Origin of the sequence: Arthrobacter sp. StoSoilB19, from assembly GCF_019977275.1 — a bacterium.
Taxonomy (GTDB): domain Bacteria; phylum Actinomycetota; class Actinomycetes; order Actinomycetales; family Micrococcaceae; genus Arthrobacter.
In genome coordinates, this window is the sequence record NZ_AP024650.1 from 1,552,720 (window position 1) to 1,568,588 (window position 15,869).

Genomic DNA, 15,869 nt, shown 5'->3' on the forward strand with positions numbered 1-15,869 from the left:
GATCGTTCTTCACCGGACGGTGCGGCCCTCTCGGGGTGCGGAGTGCCCTTAGCCGCCCTGGCCGGGTTCCGGCAGCGCATGGGGATGCGGGAGGCCTTCCAAGGTGTTTCCGGCAAGGGTGCTGGCAACCCAGAGGGACCGGGCCAGGTCGCCAGGATGGCGGTGCGACGCGTACCAAAGGGCATTGTCCACCTCCCTGGCGATACCCCATTGCCGGGCTACATCGGGGTCAAGTCCGGCGGCCGTGCTGAAGTCGTTGCAGCGGCTGAGCAGCGCCGGCCCGGCCTGGACTGCCGGCAGGTCTCCAAGGCGGTTCCACAGCAGCGGCGCCACCGCGAACTCCGGCTCGCCGATCATCGGCTGGGGGTCGATCGCCGCGTAACCTGCCGGTGCCGGCGGCCCGTCCGTGCCCGGGCGCGCGAGGATGTTCAGGAAATGGAGGTCGGTGTGGACCAGCAGATCATGCGCGGACCGGCGTCCCACCGCGCCGCGCGTCTGGCACACCTCCAGGGCTGCCTCCAACAGCCACCTGGGAAACGGCCGGCCCAGCTGCTCCCAGTCCGCTGGAAGGTCGTCACTCCACTGTTCCGCCCTGGCCGCGATGTGACCGAATTCCCGCCACTCAGGGCGGTGGTCAGGGACAATCCCCAGCTGCCGCACCAGCCCGCCCCACACCTGCGCGGCGTCCTCCATCGCCAGGTCCGCCAGCGTCCTGCCGGCGTCGAGGCGTTCCAGGAGCATGGCGCAAGACCCTGCATCAGAGGCCAGCAGCGCAACTGCGCCCCGGCCGTCCCAAAGCGCAAGGGCATGCCGCTCCACCGTTGCCTCGTCGTGGGGAAAAGCGATCTTGAGCGCTGCCGGGGAGCCATCGTGCCGGCGCACCGGCACCACCAAGCCGCCGTGGCCGTTCCACGGCAGGGTCGCAGGCGGCAGGTCAACCGCCAGTTGCCACTGCTCCAAGCGGTCCCGCAGCAGGACCGGAAGGCTGACAAGCCATCCCCTTCCCTCGCTGCTGCGGGCGTAGCGGGCCGAAAGGCCGGGCGGAATGGGGACCGCCGCCGCGGAGCCGCTCACCATGGGGTTGGTCATCCCGTTGTCAGGAATCATGGGATCGGGAATCACGGCGTCAGGAATCACAGCGTCAGGCACCGCGGGGTCAGACAACACCGGAGGCCCCGAGCAGGTTGCCGATCAGGAATGTTGCAGCGAGCGCCAAGGCACCGCCCACCACCACGCGGACGGCGGCGCGTGTTTTTGAACCGCCGCCGATCCAGGCGCCAACTGCCCCCGTCAAGGCCAAAGCCAGCAGGACCGAAATAAAAGTCAGCAGGACCCGGATCTCCGGCGGTGGAAGCAGGATGGCCAGCATGGGCAGGATGGCCCCGACGGTGAACGCGATGGCGGAAGCGAAAGCCGCATGCCAGGGGCTGACGATGTCCGCCTCATCAATGTTGAGCTCGGCGGACAGGTGCGCGGCCAGCACATCGTGGGCGGTAAGCTCCCGGGCAACCTTGGCCGCTGTTTCAGGGGTGAGACCCTTGGCCTGGTAGATGGCGGTCAGCTCGGCCAGTTCCGCTTCCGGTTCTTCCGCCAGCTCGCGGCGTTCCTTCTCGATCAGGGCCCGCTGGCTGTCGCTTTGGCTGCTGACCGACACATATTCGCCCAAGGCCATCGACACTGCACCGCCCACCACTCCGGCGACGCCTGCCGTGAGGATGGATCCTATCTCGGCGGTGGCCCCGGCCACGCCCACCACAATGGCAGCGACGGAGACAATGCCGTCATTGGCGCCCAGGACGCCGGCCCTGAGCCAGTTCAGCCGGTGCGCAATATCGTTGCCGTGTGGTTCGGTCTCGAGGTGGCTGTTGAGCCCGGGGCTCGCTGCCGTCCCTCCCGGGTCGTCGGCCGGTTGGTCCGCGTTCATCCCATCAGCAAACCACCCATGCCCGCCCATCGCCACCCTGTAGGCGGCTTTCTTCGGGCAGGCGACAGAACGAAGCGGGCACGCTGAGACCGCACGGGTTCAGGATGCGGTTGGCGACGTCGTGGGGCCGGCGCTGGCAGGAAGCCTGGCACCGGCAGGGAGGGCGGGCAGTTGGTCGACGTCCAGGGCCAGGCCGGGAACAGGTCCGGGGTCTGCGCCCCACCGCATGGCCCGTCCGGCGGCAGACTGCAGCGCTGACATTGCCCACTGCCGGTCCTGGCCCTGGGATACTGCAACGACGTCGCCGTAGGCCTCCAGCGTGGCCGCCTCAAGCTTGCCCAAACCGGCGGCCGGTGCTGCCAGGAAGCCAGGATCAAGGACGTACCCGGGCTGTTGCGGCACGGGCGCGCCGCAGGCAGACAGCAGGCGTTCCTCCGCGGCCGCGGCCTGTTCCTTATGCCGGACCAGGAATTCCGACGCCGGCCCCTCCTCCGCGGGCGCCAGCCGGGGGAGTGCCGCCTGGTAGCCGTAGGTGGCCTGGTGCTCCGCGGTGATGGCAGCGGCCAGTGCCTGGCGTATCCCCGCAGCAGTGCCGGGCCCGGTGGTCTCCGGGACGGTGGCCGGCGCCGAAGGCGAGGGGCAGGGCGCTGGGGTTCTCGCTGCCCCGGAAGTCTGTCCCTCAGTTACTCCCGTACCCTCCGTTCCTGACTGTCCCTGCGTTCCTGCGTGTCCCTGCGGCGCGGGCATCCCCGTTGCGGCAGCAAGACGCCCGGCCGCGAGGAGCTGTGCCGTGCCGGTGCCCGCCAGAAGCCGCGCCATGCCGCCGTCGGCCGTTTCCGCGTCCTTGACGCGCGCGGCGCCGCTGTCAGCCAGGGCCTGGACAAATTCGGCGGCAGTTGGGAGGCCGGCACTGGGAAGATCGGCACTGGGAAGATCGGCACTGGGAAGATTTGCGCTGGGAAGATTGGCACTGGGGAGGCCGGAAGTGGAAGGTGGTGGGGGCGACGCCGGCGCTGACTCCGGGGCAGGGCCCAGCAGTGCCCTTGCCTGGATGGTCAGCAAGGTCACAACCGGCTCCAGCACGGTGGCGTCCGCGGCACCGGCGGAGGCGAGCTGCATTCCCGCAGTACGCAGGTCCACTGCCTTGCTGAACGCCGCCGCCCGGGCCCGCTCCGAGAAGGAAGGCTGGGCAGGTGCGGGCTTTTCCGCGGGAACCAGGGCAAAACCGAGGCTCAGGACAACCAGCGCGGCAAGGGCGAAGACGGCAAAACGGAGCGGGCGCATGCGGGGGCTGGGGCCCTGGGGGCGGTCTTTCACAACAGACCATGGTGTCACGCTGAAGGGGAACCCGGGTGCACCAATGGCCGGTAAAATAGCTACGCTAGTAAAACCACATCATCTATAGGGAGGCGGCCGGCATCGTGAGCAATGCAGAAGCCACGGCTTCACCAGACCACACCGGTACGGGAAGCGGATCCGCGCCGGCGCACAACCCCGAAGCTGCCCGGCTGCGGGCCCTCATGGAACCCGCAGTCCAGGCCAACCGCCTGTACCTGGAGGATGTGGCCATCATCCCCGGCTCGCACCGGGTGGTCCACGTCGTGGTGGACCTGCCGCAGGAGGAAAGCGGTGGCGTCAGCCTTGACGTTATCGCGGACATCTCCAAAGTGCTCTCGGATGTACTGGACAACGATCCCAACGACGACGGCCGTCCGTACGACCTCGAAGTGTCCTCGCCCGGCGTTGGGCGCCCCCTGACGGAACCCCGCCACTGGCACCGGGCCCGCGGCCGGATGGTCAAGGTGAACGTGATCCAGGGCGACAACATCACCGGCCGCATCCAGTCCGTGGACGATGGGGGAGTCACCCTGGTCCCGGAGGTCGCCGTCAAGAAGGGCATGAAGCCCCGGCAGGGCGAACCCGTAAAACTTCCTTTCGACAGGATCCGCAACGGAAAAGTCGAGATCGAATTCAGCCACCTCCCCGAGGACGGTCTGGAACCTGAACACAATGGACCTTCTGAGGAGGCCTGATGGATATTGACATGAGCGCACTGAGACTTTTGGAGCGTGAGCGTGAAATCCCGCTGGACCTCCTGATCCCCACCATCGAGCAGGCGCTCCTGGTGGCCTACCACAAGTCACCCGGCGCCTTCGAGAAAGCGCGCGCCGAGCTGGACCGCAAGAGCGGCCACGTCACTATTTGGGCCGTGGAGATTGACGACGACGGCGCCCCCATCGGTGAATTCGAGCACACCCCGGAAGGGTTCGGCCGGATCGCCGCCAGCACTGCTCGCCAGATCATCCTGCAGCGGCTCCGCGATGTCGAGGACGATAACGTCCTGGGCGAATTCAAGGGCCGCGAAGGCGAACTGGTGTCCGGTACCATCCAGCAGGGCAACAACCCGCACATGATCCAGGTAAACCTCGGCTCCATCGAAGCCCTGCTGCCGCCGCCCGAGCAGGTTCCCGGTGAGAAGTACATCCACGGCAACCGCCTCCGCGCGTTGGTCATCGACGTGCACCGCGGGACCAAGGGTCCGTCCGTCACGCTGTCCCGGTCCCACCCGGGCCTGGTCCGCAAGCTCTTCGAACTCGAAGTACCCGAGATCGCCGACCACTCCGTGGAAATCGTTGCCCTGGCCCGCGAAGCCGGCCACCGCACCAAGATCGCCGTCAAGGCGAACACCCCGGGGATCAACGCCAAGGGTGCCTGCATCGGCGAGATGGGCTCACGCGTGCGCGCGGTCATGACCGAGTTGAACGATGAAAAGATCGACATCGTTGACTTCAGCGAGAACCCGGCCACCTTCATCGCCAGCGCACTCTCGCCGTCGCGCGTGAATTCCGTCACCATCACGGACGAAGCCACGCGCTCCGCCCGGGTTGTCGTTCCCGACTACCAGCTGTCGCTGGCCATCGGCAAGGAAGGCCAGAACGCCCGGCTGGCGGCGAAGCTGACCGGCTGGCGCATCGACATCGTCTCCGACGCCGCGGTTTCCCGCGACAAGTAACGTCCAGGCACCGGTGGCTGGCGCGACGCGGCGGCCACCCGGTTTCTGGCAGAACGGCCCAAAGGGGCTAGAATAGACAGGACCGCGCCTAACGGCCGGTAGCCGTGTGCCTTGGGCGTGCTCGTTTCCGTAACTGCGGAAGCGGTAAACCTTCGGCCAGCAGAATGAACGTCAGGACGATGACCGTGGCAGAAGTGCTTTCCACCGGAAGTCAACCTGAACGTACCTGCATCGGATGCCGGAAGAAAGGCCCGCGGTCGCAGTTGCTCCGGCTCGTCGCCGAAGGCAGCGGGTCAACCGCTGTCCTGGTGGATGAACGACGCCGGATGTCTGGCCGGGGTGCATGGCTGCACCCCAGCCAATCGTGCCTGGCTCTGGCGATCAAGCGGCGAGCATTCGGACGTGCCCTTCCGGGCGCAACCGGAACAGTCGCCGTCGAACACTGGATCATGTCAGGTCCGAACGTTGACGCCGCCCCGGTGGCTGCAACACCAACCGTCCAACCTGAAAGCGGGTCAGAAATCTGATGGAAACCCGATGAGTTCCCAGCGATGAGTGCGTAACGATGACAACTTTGTTGCGCTCTGCAATGGGCCCCTTCGCATCAACAGCGGCTGGGGTCCGCAGTAAGAAGTAGACGGTTCGTGCCTGGCTCGGTGCGGACCGAGACAGGAGAAATGTGGCCAAGGTCCGCGTACATGAGCTCGCCAAAGAGCTCGGTATAACTTCCAAAGATGCAGTGACAAAACTGCAGGAACTGGGCGAATTCGTTCGCTCCGCCTCGTCAACCATTGAGGCCCCCGTTGTGCGGAAACTGCGCAACGCCTTCCCCGACGCCGCTGCCAAGTCAGCGGCCCCGGCCGCAGCGCCCGCCGCTGCACCCAAGGCACCTGCCCCCGTGGCAGAATCACGCCCTTCAGCACCGGCTCCCGGCCCCGCTGCGCCCAAGGCTCCGGCCCCCAAGGCACAGGCACCGGCTCCCGCTGCCCCCACCGCACCTGCACAGGCAGAAGCACCGGCTGCGCCGGCCGCCACGCCTGCCGCCCCCGCGGCTCCGTCCGCGGGTGCTCCCTCCACCGGCGCCAAGCCCGGTGCACGCCCGGCACCCAAGGCCGAAACCCCGGCTCCCTCCACCCGTCCGGGTGGATCCACGCCGGGCGGGTCCGGCCCGCGTCCCGGCGGTCCCCGTCCGGGCAACAACCCCTTCGCCACCTCGCAGGGCATGCCCCGCGGCCGCGGCGGAGACGGTGAACGCGCCCCCCGTCCGGGCAACAACCCCTTCGCCACTTCGCAGGGTATGCCCCGCCCCGGTGGCAGCCGTACCGACGGCGACCGCCCCGGTGGTCCCCGTCCCGCAGCAGGTGCAGGCGGACCTCGTCCGGGTGGGCCGCGTCCCGCAGCGGGTGCCGGTGGCCCCCGTCCTGCAGCAGGCGCAGGCGGACCCCGTCCGGGCGCTCCCCGTCCCGGCGGTCCCCGTCCTACTCCCGGCATGATGCCCAACCGCACTGAGCGTCCCGCACCCGCAGGTGCCGGCCGTCCGGGCGGCGGCGGCCGCGGTCCCGGACGCCCTGGTGGCGCTCCCGGTACCGGTGGTCCCGGTGCCGGCGGCGGTGCTCCCGCCGGCGGTGGCTTCGGCAAGGGCGGCCGCGGCCGCGGCGGCACCCAGGGTGCCTTCGGCAAGGGCGGCGCAGGCCGTGGCAAGCAGCGCAAGTCGAAGCGTGCAAAGCGCCAGGAACTTGAGCAGATGAGTGCCCCGTCGCTGGGTGGCGTGAGCGTACCCCGCGGCGACGGCAACACCGTCATCCGGCTCCGCCGTGGCTCGTCCATCACGGACTTTGCCGACAAGATCGAGGCAAACCCCGCCGCACTGGTGACGGTGCTGTTCCACCTTGGTGAAATGGCCACCGCCACCCAGTCGCTGGACGAGGACACCTTCGCCCTGCTCGGCGAGGAACTGGGCTACAAGCTCCAGGTCGTTTCCCCTGAGGACGAGGAGCGCGAGCTGCTCTCCAGCTTCGACATCGACTTTGATGCCGAACTCGAAGCCGAAGGCGACGAGGAACTGGAAGCACGTCCCCCGGTTGTCACCGTCATGGGCCACGTCGACCACGGTAAGACCCGGCTGCTCGATGCCATCCGCAAGTCCGACGTCATGGCGGGCGAGCACGGTGGCATCACCCAGCACATCGGTGCCTACCAGGTCACGCACAACCACGACGGCAACGACCGCAAGATCACGTTCATCGATACCCCGGGCCACGAGGCGTTCACCGCCATGCGTGCCCGTGGTGCGAAGGTCACCGACATCGCCATCCTGGTGGTCGCAGCGGACGACGGCGTGATGCCGCAGACCGTTGAAGCCCTCAACCACGCCCAGGCGGCCAACGTGCCGATCGTCGTGGCAGTGAACAAGATCGACAAGGAAGGCGCCAACCCGGAGAAGGTCCGCGGCCAGCTGACCGAGTACGGCCTGGTTCCCGAGGAATACGGTGGCGACACCATGTTCGTGGAGGTCTCTGCCCGCCAGAACCTCAACATCGACGAGCTGCTCGAGGCCGTCCTGCTCACCGCGGACGCTGCCCTGGACATGCGCGCCAACCCGAACAAGGACGCCCGCGGCATCGCGATCGAAGCCAACCTGGACAAGGGCCGCGGTGCTGTTGCAACCGTCCTGGTCCAGTCCGGTACCTTGCGCGTCGGCGACACCATCGTGGCAGGCACGGCCCACGGCCGCGTCCGTGCGATGTTCGACGACGACGGCAGCGCCCTGACCGAGGCCGGTCCGTCCCGCCCCGTCCAGGTGCTGGGTCTGTCCAACGTGCCGCGCGCCGGCGACACCTTCTTCGTGACTGCTGACGAGCGCACTGCCCGCCAGATCGCCGAGAAGCGTGAAGCAGCCGACCGCAACGCCGCCCTGGCCAAGCGCCGCAAGCGCATCAGCCTGGAAGACTTCGACCAGGCCGTCGCCGAAGGCAAGATCGACACCCTCAACCTCATCCTCAAGGGTGACGTGTCCGGTGCCGTGGAAGCCCTCGAAGACGCGCTGCTCAAGATCGACGTCGGCGAAGGCGTGCAGCTGCGCGTCATTCACCGCGGTGTGGGTGCCATCACCCAGAACGACGTCAACCTGGCAACGGTCGACTCCGCCGTCATCATCGGCTTCAACGTCAAGCCCGCCGAGCGGGTTGCCGAACTGGCAGACCGTGAAGGCGTGGACATGCGCTTCTACTCCGTCATCTACGCAGCAATCGATGACATCGAGGCAGCGCTTAAGGGCATGCTCAAGCCGGAATACGAAGAAGTCCAGCTCGGCACCGCCGAGGTCCGCGAAGTCTTCCGCTCCTCCAAGTTCGGAAACATCGCCGGCTCGATCGTCCGCTCGGGCATCATCCGACGCAACGCCAAGGCACGCGTCAGCCGCGACGGCAAGATCATCGGTGACAACCTCACCGTTGAGTCGCTCAAGCGCTTCAAGGACGACGCCACCGAGGTCCGCACGGACTTCGAATGTGGTATCGGCCTTGGGTCGTACAACGACATCACCGAAGGCGACATCATCGAGACCTTCGAGATGCGCGAGAAGCCGCGCGTCTAACTCTTGTTAGTCCGTGGCCGGGGCCGTTGGATTTTTCCGGCGGCCCCGCCCCTTCGCTGGGCGGCTTGGGATCTTCGATCCCGCGCCGCCCAGCTTCGGCAGCGGAAATGGCCTTCCCAACACTCGCAAGCTCGCGTGGGGACCCTCGGCTATTTCCTTAGATGCCACTCCCAGGCCGCCGGAAAAAATCCAACGGGTGCGTCATCGGCTCGCTTGGGTGCGTGGCATCCAGACCCTGGGCGCGTTGGCTGACGTTTGCGCCGCCGTCGTACGTCCCAAATTTTTCTTCTTTTAGGAGTTGTTCATGGCTGATCCGGCACGTGCTGCCAAATTGGCGCAGCGGATTAAGGTTGTTGTTGCTGAGGCCCTGGGCCGGAAGGTCAAGGATCCCCGGCTTGAGGGCATTACCGTTACCGATGCCCGCGTGACCAATGATCTGCAGCATGCCACCGTCTACTACACCGTCTTCGGGGACCAGGCTGTCCAGGCCGACGCTGCCAAGGGCCTTGAGAAGGCCAAGGGTGTGCTCCGGCAGGAGGTGGGCCGGAACATCACCGTCCGGCTGACCCCCACCCTCGAGTTCGTGGCCGACCAGATTCCGGTCAACGCCTCCAACCTGGAGGAACTGCTCCGGGAGGCCAAGAAGCGGGATGCCGAGGTTGCCGCCCTTGCCGCCAACGCCCGGCACGCCGGCGACGCGGATCCGTACAAGTCCGACGCGGTCGCCGACGTTGACATCGACGAGGACGACTTCGACGAAGAGGACCTGGACCTCAGCGACGACGAAGACCTCGACGAGGACGCCAACAAGTAGGCAGCGGACTTCCGCAAACACAGCAGCAGGACCCGGAGGCACCTCCGGGTCCTGCTGCGTGTTTGGCTACCGCCTATCGAAGATCAACTTCGATAACCCTGCCGGCAGGCATGGGAGCGGGAGCGTTAGGCATCGACGGATCGGGTTGCGCCGGCAGCGCATCCACGGTGGCGAAGACATCTCCGTCCTTGAACTCAACATCCGCGGGCAGGTTCACCTCCAGGAAACGCGAGCGATCCGCGTCGCAGTTGAACTTCAGGATTTCCCCGCCGAACAGCGATGCCACGTAAATGTCCCCGTTGTCGGCCACGGCCAGACCGGTAGGACTCAGGATATGGTCCGCCCAAACAGTCGTGTCACCGTTCCACGGATTCACCTTGAATATGGCACCGCGAGCACCCAGTTCCGGTCCCTCCGGGCCACCAGGCAGTGACGTGACGTACAACCAGCCGTCCGGACCGATTTCAACATCGGTGGGAACCGGTTCGAACGCGTACTTTTCGCCAACAACGCAGTCAGGAACCGTCATCGTGTGGCCTTCCATGTCAAGTGGAATCTGCAGGCCAGCGGGGACCTTGGCCGGCCTTGGCGGCAGGACCGTCAGTGTGGAAATGGCGCCCGATTTGAGATTCACCTTGAGGATCGCGTTCATGCCGGCGTCAGCCACGTAGGCGGTGCTGTCCTTGACTGCCAAGGCGTACGGGTGGGAATCCACCGTGCCCGTGTATCGGGCGGGTGGGAAGGCCGGCCAGTCTGCCAGGCACTTGTCGCTGACGTCTGGCTCGAAGCCGTAGTGCTGGTCCCCGTCGGGATTGTGCTTCCGTTCGTATTCCGCGAAGTTGGCAATAGTGTCCACATCGCCTCTGGAGTCAATGGACTTCAAGTAGCCCTGAAGCTTGGCCGGATCACCCTGCCCGGCTCCGATGCTTTCCAGGAAGTACGTGGTGCTATCGCGGATTTCCACGCCGGCGACTTCCCAACCCTTCTTGGCGGTGTAGACGTCTTCTGTCGATCCGTCGTGCTCCACACGGGTAAGGACGCCGGCGAAGTCCTGGCTGACACGGACTGATTCGCCCTTGCCAACGGCAAGGTGGAGTGGGGTGAGGAGTCCTGTACCCAGGACTTCAAAGTCCGGGTCGTGAGTGGAGGCAAACGCCGGTGATGCCTGGACCATCATGGCGGCTGCCATGCAGGCGATAAAGGTGAGTTTTCTTTTCATGGGGTACTCCGGGGTGCGAGGCCCTTGCGGGCTGGATGTGGCGCCTCCGTAGAGGCGAAATATATCCCCCGGGCGTCAGCGTAGGCTCCTACCAGCGGGTAGGCGCTGGGGGCCTGCCCCCTTCCTGGCCCCCTTTCCGTCCCCCTATGGGGTGCACATGGCTAGGATCGTGCTATGACCTCCGCAGAACACGGCAACCGGGGCTTACGGCACCCTGCATTTGCCCAGTACCTTGAACAGGCCGTGGAGTTGGCCACACAAAATGTTGGTGAAGGCGGCGGCCCCTTCGGAGCTGTGGTGGTAACACCCGACGGGCGCGTGCATGCCGGCGTCAACAGGGTGACCCGGGACAACGATCCCACTGCCCACGCGGAAGTGGTGGCCATCCGGGCAGCGGCCGCGGCTGCGGCGGACTTCGACCTCACCGGCTCTGTCCTTTACGCAAGCTGCGAGCCGTGCCCCATGTGCCTGGCGTCTGCCTTGTGGGCCAGGATCGGCCACGTCTACTTCGCCGCGGACCGCCACGGCGCCGCTGCGGCAGGCTTCGACGACGCCCTCTTCTACGACTACTTCAGCGGCGCGGCCCCGGAGCTGATGCCCGTCACCAGGAGTGACATCCCGACGTCGGACGTCCCCTTCCAGGCGTGGCGCGCCTTTGACAGCAGGAAGGAATACTAGCCATGGAATCCGCCCTACTCCGCTGCCCCGCCTGCGGTAAGACCAACCGGGTGCCGGCCCAGGCCTCCGGACATCCCCGCTGCGGCAACTGCAAGGCGGACCTGCCCTGGATCGTGTCCGCGGGCGACAGCGACTTCGCCGCCGTGGCGGAGCAGTCGCCGGTTCCGGTGCTGGTGGATTTCTGGGCCGCCTGGTGCGGGCCCTGCCGCATGGTAAGCCCCGTCCTGGACCAGCTGGCCCGGGAGCGGCCCGGGAAGATCAAGCTGGTGAAGGTGGATGTGGACGCGTCTCCGGGCCTGTCGCGGCGGTTCGACGTCCAGGCCATTCCAACCCTCATGGTTCTGGTCGACGGAAAGGTCGCAGCCCGCCAGGCCGGCGCCGCACCGGCGGGCGTCCTCCGTTCCTGGCTGGACAAGGCCCTCGCCGGCGCCCGCAGCTAACAGGGCAGGCAGCTTCGCCGGCCGGCCAAGCCAGGTATCAACCCAGGACGTCAGGGCCGGCCGTCCGGAAGCCGGGACAGCCCGTCCAGCAGATCCTGCTTCCGGCCGCACAGCGCGATCCGGACCCACCCTTCGCCGATGGAGCCGAAGGCGGTCCCTGGGGCCAGCGCCACACCGGAATCCGCCAGGAAACGCCGAACCCAGGCCCGCACGTCCCCGCCGGTCACATGGGACATATCGGCCCAAAGGTAGAACGCCCCCTGCGCCGGCAGATAGCGGATCCCTTTTGCGGTGAGGACTGCCGAGGCGGCATCCCGGTTCTCCCGGTAGTGCTGGTGGGCGTGCCGGACGTAGTCCTGCGGCCCGGTCAGGGCAGCCAGCGCCGCGTACTGCGGCGCTGACGCCACGCACGACACGATGGATTCCATCACGTTGTCCATCTGCTGTTTGAGGCCGGGCGGGCAGATGAGCGCGCCGATTCGCAGACCCGTCAGGCCGTACGTCTTGGACAGTGTCAGCGAAGTGAACACGCGTGCATCCGCCGGGGTGCCGCCGTCGAACCTTGCCGGGCTGACGTGGGGAACATCGTAAGTGAACGCCTCGTAGCACTCGTCCGAAACCACCCAAATGTCATGCCGGCGGGCCAGGTCCATCAGTTCCCGGACCACTTCTTCACCCAGCACTGCTCCGAGGGGGTTGGACGGGGAATTGAGCACCAGCACCCGGGTGCGGCTGGTGATGAGGGCCTCCACGTCGGCAACCTGTGGCTGGAAGCTGTGTTCGGGGCGCAGCGGATAGCCCACCGGCACGGCACCGAGCAACCGGCTGGTCATCGCAAAGGTGGGGTAGCCCGGGTTGGGGATCAGGATTTCGTCGCCGGGGGACAGCAGCAGGCTCATGGCGAAATGCAGGCCCTGCTGCGCCCCGGACACCACGTAGACGCGGTCAGCACCGACGTCCACCCCTTGTTCTTCCCGGAACCTGGCAGCGAACGCTTCCCGAAGGGCGGGGATCCCGGCGTTGGGTGTGTAGTTGGTTTCATCGCGGTCCAGGCAGGCGATGCCTGCGTCCAGGACATGGCGGGGGAGCGGGAAACCCGGCTCCCCGATACTCAACACAATGGCGCCGGGAGTACGCCACGCGGCCTCGGTGATCTCGCGGATCTGGTTGACGGGCACGTCGCGGACATGGGCGGCAAGCTCAGGCATGGCAGCCATCCTAGCCGTCCCCGTCGGGCTGCCGCGGTGCGTCCGGGACCGGGGTGGTGGCGTGGGCCGGCGGGCCAACCAGCGCCGATATACTGGGAGGCGTGCTTTCTGGACTGGTGATAGTGGACAAGCCGCAGGGATGGACCAGCCATGATGTGGTTGGCCGGATGCGGCGCCTCGCAGGTACCCGGAAAGTAGGGCACGCCGGAACCCTGGATCCCATGGCCACGGGCGTCCTGGTGGTCGGCATCAACAAGGCCACGCGCCTGCTGACCTACATCGTGGGCACCTCAAAGACCTACACCGCCACCATCCGGCTGGGCCAGGCCACCGTCACGGACGACGCGGAAGGGGAGGTCACGGCCACGGCCGGCACTTCCGGTGTCACCGAGCAGGCAATTCACGACGGCGTCGCGGCACTCACAGGCGACATCGAGCAGGTGCCCAGCAGCGTCAGCGCCATCAAAGTGAACGGCGAACGCGCCTACGCGCGCGTCCGGTCCGGCGAGGATGTGAAGCTGGCCGCACGCCCTGTCACCATCCACCGGTTCGAGGTGCACGCCGTCCGGCGGGATCCGGCGGCGGGTGTGATTGACCTCGACGTCACCGTTGAATGCTCCTCGGGCACATACATCCGTGCCCTGGCCCGGGACCTTGGCAATGCGCTGGGTGTTGGAGGGCATCTCACTGCCCTCCGCAGGACCCATGTGGGCCCCTATTCGCTGGACCAGGCACGCACGCTCGAACAGCTTGCCGAAGAGCTCAACGTCCTGGAAATGTCGCAGGCTGCCCGGGCACTGATGCCCAACCGCGAACTCAGCGCCGAGGAAACCACGGAGATCTCCTTCGGGCGGCGGATCGCTGCCGGCGCGGCCCCCGGCGCTCCCGGCGCCGCCACTGTGGAGCATCCGGCCGCCGCCTTCGCTCCCGACGGCAGCCTCGTGGCCCTTCTTGCAGACGCAGGCAGTTACGCCAAGCCGGTGCTCGTCTTCGCCCCCGGCGCCGGGACGGCCGCAACCGCCGCCGCGGAGGCCTGACACGTGGACGCATATTTTTGGATCATCCTCGTGGTCGGCCTGGTGTCCACGCTGGTGTGCCTGGGTGCGGGCATCCTCAAGAAGGCGCCGAACGACGTCACCATCCTCTCCGTCGCAGCCGTGGAAGCGGCCCTGGTGGTGTACCTGGTGGGGTCCATCGTCCGCGTGATCGCCGGCGAACCGATTGCCGGGGAGGCGTGGGAGTTTTGGGGCTACATGGCCACCGCCATGCTCCTGCCGCCGGCGGCAATCTACTGGTCCATTTTGGAGCGCACCCGGTGGAGCAACTTTGTCCTGGCCGCGGTCGGCGTCACGGCACTCGTCATGGCCGCCCGAATGAACCAGATCTGGTACTGAAGTGGAAGAAGCAGCAGGAATGAACGACAAGCAAGCCCCGGCGGCTCCCGGCGAGGCACCCACCCGCAATACCCGCAATACCGGGCCAGGCCGCCTGCTGATTGCCGTGTACGGCGTTTTCGCGATCTCGGCCACGGCCCGGGCCGGATACCAGATCCTCACCAAGTTCTCCGAGGCTCCGCTGGCCTATCTGCTCTCCGCCTTCGCCGCGCTGGTGTACGTGGTGGCCACGGTGTCGCTGGCCAGAGCCGGAACCACCTGGTTCAAGGTCTCCGTTGCCGCGGTGCTGGTTGAACTCGTGGGCGTCGTGGTGGTGGGTACCCTGAGCATCCTGGACTCCGTGCAGTTCCCGCACGAGACCGTGTGGTCCCTGTTTGGCCGCGGCTATGGCTTCATTCCGCTGCTGCTGCCCATCCTGGGACTGGTGTGGCTCTACCGGCGCCGGCCTTCGGTGGCGGCTGAAGCGCGTTCCAAAGCCGCGCAGTGATGTCAAAGGCAGCACAGTGAATCCGGGTAACCTTGAAGAGTTCCGCGGCCGGCATGGTTCCGGAACGTGGCTTGCAGGCAGCTTAAGGCGAGGGTGATGGTTTACATCTGGAACGATCCGTCCGATGTCCCGGCGGATTTCGGCCCATCTGTTGTCACTTTCGGCAACTTCGACGGTGTTCACCGCGGCCACCAGCAGGTGCTGTCCCAGCTGATCCGCTCGGCCCGCCTTTCCCACGCCAAGGCTGTGGCCGTGACCTTCGACCCCCACCCGGCGGTAATCCACCGGCCCGAGGCCGCGCCCGAGCTCATCATGGGCCTGGACGACAAACTGGACGCGCTGGGCGGACTCGGACTGGACGCCATTTTGGTGATCAAGTACTCACTGGATCTGGCCAGCCTCACGGCTGAGGAATTCGTGGAGCAGTACCTGGTGGACTGCCTCCACGCCAGCCACGTGGTGATCGGCCACGACGCCCGCTTTGGACGGGGCAACTCCGGAGACCTGGACACCATGAAGGCGCTGGGCGACAAGTTCGGCTTCGATGTCCAGGTCATCAGCGAGTTCGGCGCCGAGGGCTACCCCCTGCATGACGACGACGGCACGGACCGGCGCTGCTCCTCCACCTGGGTGCGCGAAGCCTTGCAGGAAGGCGATGTTGCCACCGCCGCCTCGGTCCTGGGCCGCCCGCACAGAATGCGCGGCGAAGTGGTTCACGGGGCAGCCCGCGGCCGCGCCCTCGGCTTCCCCACGGCAAACCTTTCCTCGAACGCCACGGGGCTGATCCCCGCAGACGGCATCTATGCGGGCTGGCTGGTGGACCAGGCGGGCACGCGCTGGCCTGCTGCGATCTCAGTGGGGTCCAATCCCACGTTCGAGGGCGTGAGCCGCCAGGTGGAGGCGCACGTCATCGACAGGCCCAAGGAGGCCGTGGAGGACTTCGATCTGTACGGCCAGACAGTGATTGTTGAATTCGTGGCGCGGCTTCGCGGCATGGTGGCCTACCGTGGCCCTGAGGCACTGGTGGAACAAATGCGGCTGGATGTGGCCCAGGCCCACCAGCTCCTCAGCCACCACTGACTGCAGCATCCGCCGGT

General features: G+C 66.8%; 16 protein-coding genes. 11 read left to right on the forward strand and 5 right to left on the reverse strand.

The genetic code is table 11. The annotated features are described in order from the left end of the window. Positions 1-48: 48 nt before the first annotated feature. The 3 genes from LDO86_RS07160 to LDO86_RS07170 all read right to left on the reverse strand — a co-directional run bounded on the left by LDO86_RS07160 (position 49) and on the right by LDO86_RS07170 (position 3,241). On the reverse strand, positions 49-1,089 hold the full coding sequence (locus LDO86_RS07160) for an aminoglycoside phosphotransferase family protein (RefSeq protein ID WP_056389958.1): 1,041 nt from the start codon (positions 1,087-1,089) through the stop codon (positions 49-51). Positions 1,090-1,156: 67 nt separating this feature from the next. Then, positions 1,157-1,924, reverse strand: a complete 768-nt coding sequence (locus tag LDO86_RS07165; protein ID WP_224084410.1) for a VIT family protein — start codon at positions 1,922-1,924, stop codon at positions 1,157-1,159. A 99-nt stretch (positions 1,925-2,023) separates the two neighbouring features. Continuing rightward, entirely contained in the window at positions 2,024-3,241 is a 1,218-nt protein-coding gene (locus tag LDO86_RS07170; protein ID WP_224084411.1) for a DUF4439 domain-containing protein, read from the reverse strand. Between the two features lie 104 nt (positions 3,242-3,345). Here LDO86_RS07170 and rimP point away from each other — a divergent pair, with 104 nt between their 5' ends. From rimP to rbfA, 5 genes are all read left to right on the forward strand, one after another. Further along, the gene (gene rimP / locus LDO86_RS07175) at positions 3,346-3,957 is read left to right on the forward strand and encodes a ribosome maturation factor RimP (protein WP_018771958.1); all 612 of its coding nucleotides are present in this window, start codon (positions 3,346-3,348) and stop codon (positions 3,955-3,957) included. Then, positions 3,957-4,937 carry a transcription termination factor NusA gene (gene nusA, locus LDO86_RS07180; RefSeq protein WP_018771959.1) on the forward strand — a complete coding sequence of 327 codons (981 nt, stop codon included), beginning with the start codon at positions 3,957-3,959 and terminating at the stop codon, positions 4,935-4,937. The genes rimP and nusA overlap by 1 nt, the downstream gene beginning before the upstream one ends. Positions 4,938-5,116: 179 nt before the next feature. Further along, positions 5,117-5,464 (forward strand): YlxR family protein, encoded by a 348-nt coding sequence (locus tag LDO86_RS07185; protein ID WP_081620263.1) that lies wholly within the window; start codon positions 5,117-5,119, stop codon positions 5,462-5,464. Between the two features lie 152 nt (positions 5,465-5,616). Beyond that, entirely contained in the window at positions 5,617-8,532 is a 2,916-nt protein-coding gene (gene infB / locus LDO86_RS07190; protein WP_018771960.1) for a translation initiation factor IF-2, read from the forward strand. 304 nt (positions 8,533-8,836) lie between these two features. Beyond that, positions 8,837-9,346, forward strand: a complete 510-nt coding sequence (gene rbfA / locus LDO86_RS07195) for a 30S ribosome-binding factor RbfA (RefSeq protein WP_018771961.1) — start codon at positions 8,837-8,839, stop codon at positions 9,344-9,346. A gap of 73 nt (positions 9,347-9,419) precedes the next feature. Here the strand turns inward: rbfA and LDO86_RS07200 are convergent, their stop codons facing one another. Continuing rightward, positions 9,420-10,565 (reverse strand): ScyD/ScyE family protein, encoded by a 1,146-nt coding sequence (locus tag LDO86_RS07200; RefSeq protein WP_056389871.1) that lies wholly within the window; start codon positions 10,563-10,565, stop codon positions 9,420-9,422. A 174-nt stretch (positions 10,566-10,739) separates the two neighbouring features. On the opposite strand from LDO86_RS07200, the gene LDO86_RS07205 reads away from it, so the two are divergent. Together LDO86_RS07205 and trxA are read left to right on the forward strand one after the other, a co-directional pair. After that, entirely contained in the window at positions 10,740-11,243 is a 504-nt protein-coding gene (locus LDO86_RS07205) for a nucleoside deaminase (RefSeq protein ID WP_018771963.1), read from the forward strand. Positions 11,244-11,245: 2 nt separating this feature from the next. After that, positions 11,246-11,683, forward strand: a complete 438-nt coding sequence (gene trxA, locus LDO86_RS07210; protein ID WP_018771964.1) for a thioredoxin — start codon at positions 11,246-11,248, stop codon at positions 11,681-11,683. 50 nt (positions 11,684-11,733) lie between these two features. On the opposite strand, the gene LDO86_RS07215 is transcribed toward trxA, so the two are convergent. Further along, positions 11,734-12,891, reverse strand: coding sequence for an aminotransferase class I/II-fold pyridoxal phosphate-dependent enzyme (locus LDO86_RS07215; RefSeq protein WP_224084412.1), 1,158 nt, complete (start codon positions 12,889-12,891; stop codon positions 11,734-11,736). A 101-nt stretch (positions 12,892-12,992) separates the two neighbouring features. On the opposite strand from LDO86_RS07215, the gene truB reads away from it, so the two are divergent. The 4 genes from truB (at position 12,993) to LDO86_RS07235 (ending at position 15,852) form a co-directional block, all read left to right on the forward strand. After that, a complete protein-coding gene (truB, locus tag LDO86_RS07220; RefSeq protein WP_026266187.1) occupies positions 12,993-13,928 on the forward strand; it encodes a tRNA pseudouridine(55) synthase TruB in 936 nt (311 codons plus the stop codon). 3 nt (positions 13,929-13,931) lie between these two features. Next, positions 13,932-14,285 (forward strand): hypothetical protein, encoded by a 354-nt coding sequence (locus tag LDO86_RS07225; RefSeq protein WP_018771967.1) that lies wholly within the window; start codon positions 13,932-13,934, stop codon positions 14,283-14,285. A 19-nt stretch (positions 14,286-14,304) separates the two neighbouring features. Continuing rightward, a complete protein-coding gene (locus tag LDO86_RS07230; RefSeq protein ID WP_018771968.1) occupies positions 14,305-14,772 on the forward strand; it encodes a hypothetical protein in 468 nt (155 codons plus the stop codon). A 96-nt stretch (positions 14,773-14,868) separates the two neighbouring features. Beyond that, positions 14,869-15,852, forward strand: a complete 984-nt coding sequence (locus tag LDO86_RS07235; RefSeq protein ID WP_018771969.1) for a bifunctional riboflavin kinase/FAD synthetase — start codon at positions 14,869-14,871, stop codon at positions 15,850-15,852. Positions 15,853-15,869 lie beyond the last annotated feature (17 nt).

What these genes read in the sequence shown, in the direction of transcription:
- LDO86_RS07160 (WP_056389958.1), bottom strand. Translation starts at nt 1,089, where the DNA reads ATGACCAACCCCATGGTGAGCGGCTCCGCGGCGGCGGTCCCCATTCCG.
- LDO86_RS07165 (WP_224084410.1), bottom strand. Translation starts at nt 1,924, where the DNA reads ATGAACGCGGACCAACCGGCCGACGACCCGGGAGGGACGGCAGCGAGC.
- nusA (WP_018771959.1), top strand. Translation starts at nt 3,957, where the DNA reads ATGGATATTGACATGAGCGCACTGAGACTTTTGGAGCGTGAGCGTGAA.
- LDO86_RS07185 (WP_081620263.1), top strand. Translation starts at nt 5,117, where the DNA reads ATGACCGTGGCAGAAGTGCTTTCCACCGGAAGTCAACCTGAACGTACC.
- rbfA (WP_018771961.1), top strand. Translation starts at nt 8,837, where the DNA reads ATGGCTGATCCGGCACGTGCTGCCAAATTGGCGCAGCGGATTAAGGTT.
- LDO86_RS07200 (WP_056389871.1), bottom strand. Translation starts at nt 10,565, where the DNA reads ATGAAAAGAAAACTCACCTTTATCGCCTGCATGGCAGCCGCCATGATG.
- LDO86_RS07205 (WP_018771963.1), top strand. Translation starts at nt 10,740, where the DNA reads ATGACCTCCGCAGAACACGGCAACCGGGGCTTACGGCACCCTGCATTT.
- trxA (WP_018771964.1), top strand. Translation starts at nt 11,246, where the DNA reads ATGGAATCCGCCCTACTCCGCTGCCCCGCCTGCGGTAAGACCAACCGG.
- LDO86_RS07215 (WP_224084412.1), bottom strand. Translation starts at nt 12,891, where the DNA reads ATGCCTGAGCTTGCCGCCCATGTCCGCGACGTGCCCGTCAACCAGATC.
- LDO86_RS07230 (WP_018771968.1), top strand. Translation starts at nt 14,305, where the DNA reads ATGAACGACAAGCAAGCCCCGGCGGCTCCCGGCGAGGCACCCACCCGC.
- LDO86_RS07235 (WP_018771969.1), top strand. Translation starts at nt 14,869, where the DNA reads ATGGTTTACATCTGGAACGATCCGTCCGATGTCCCGGCGGATTTCGGC.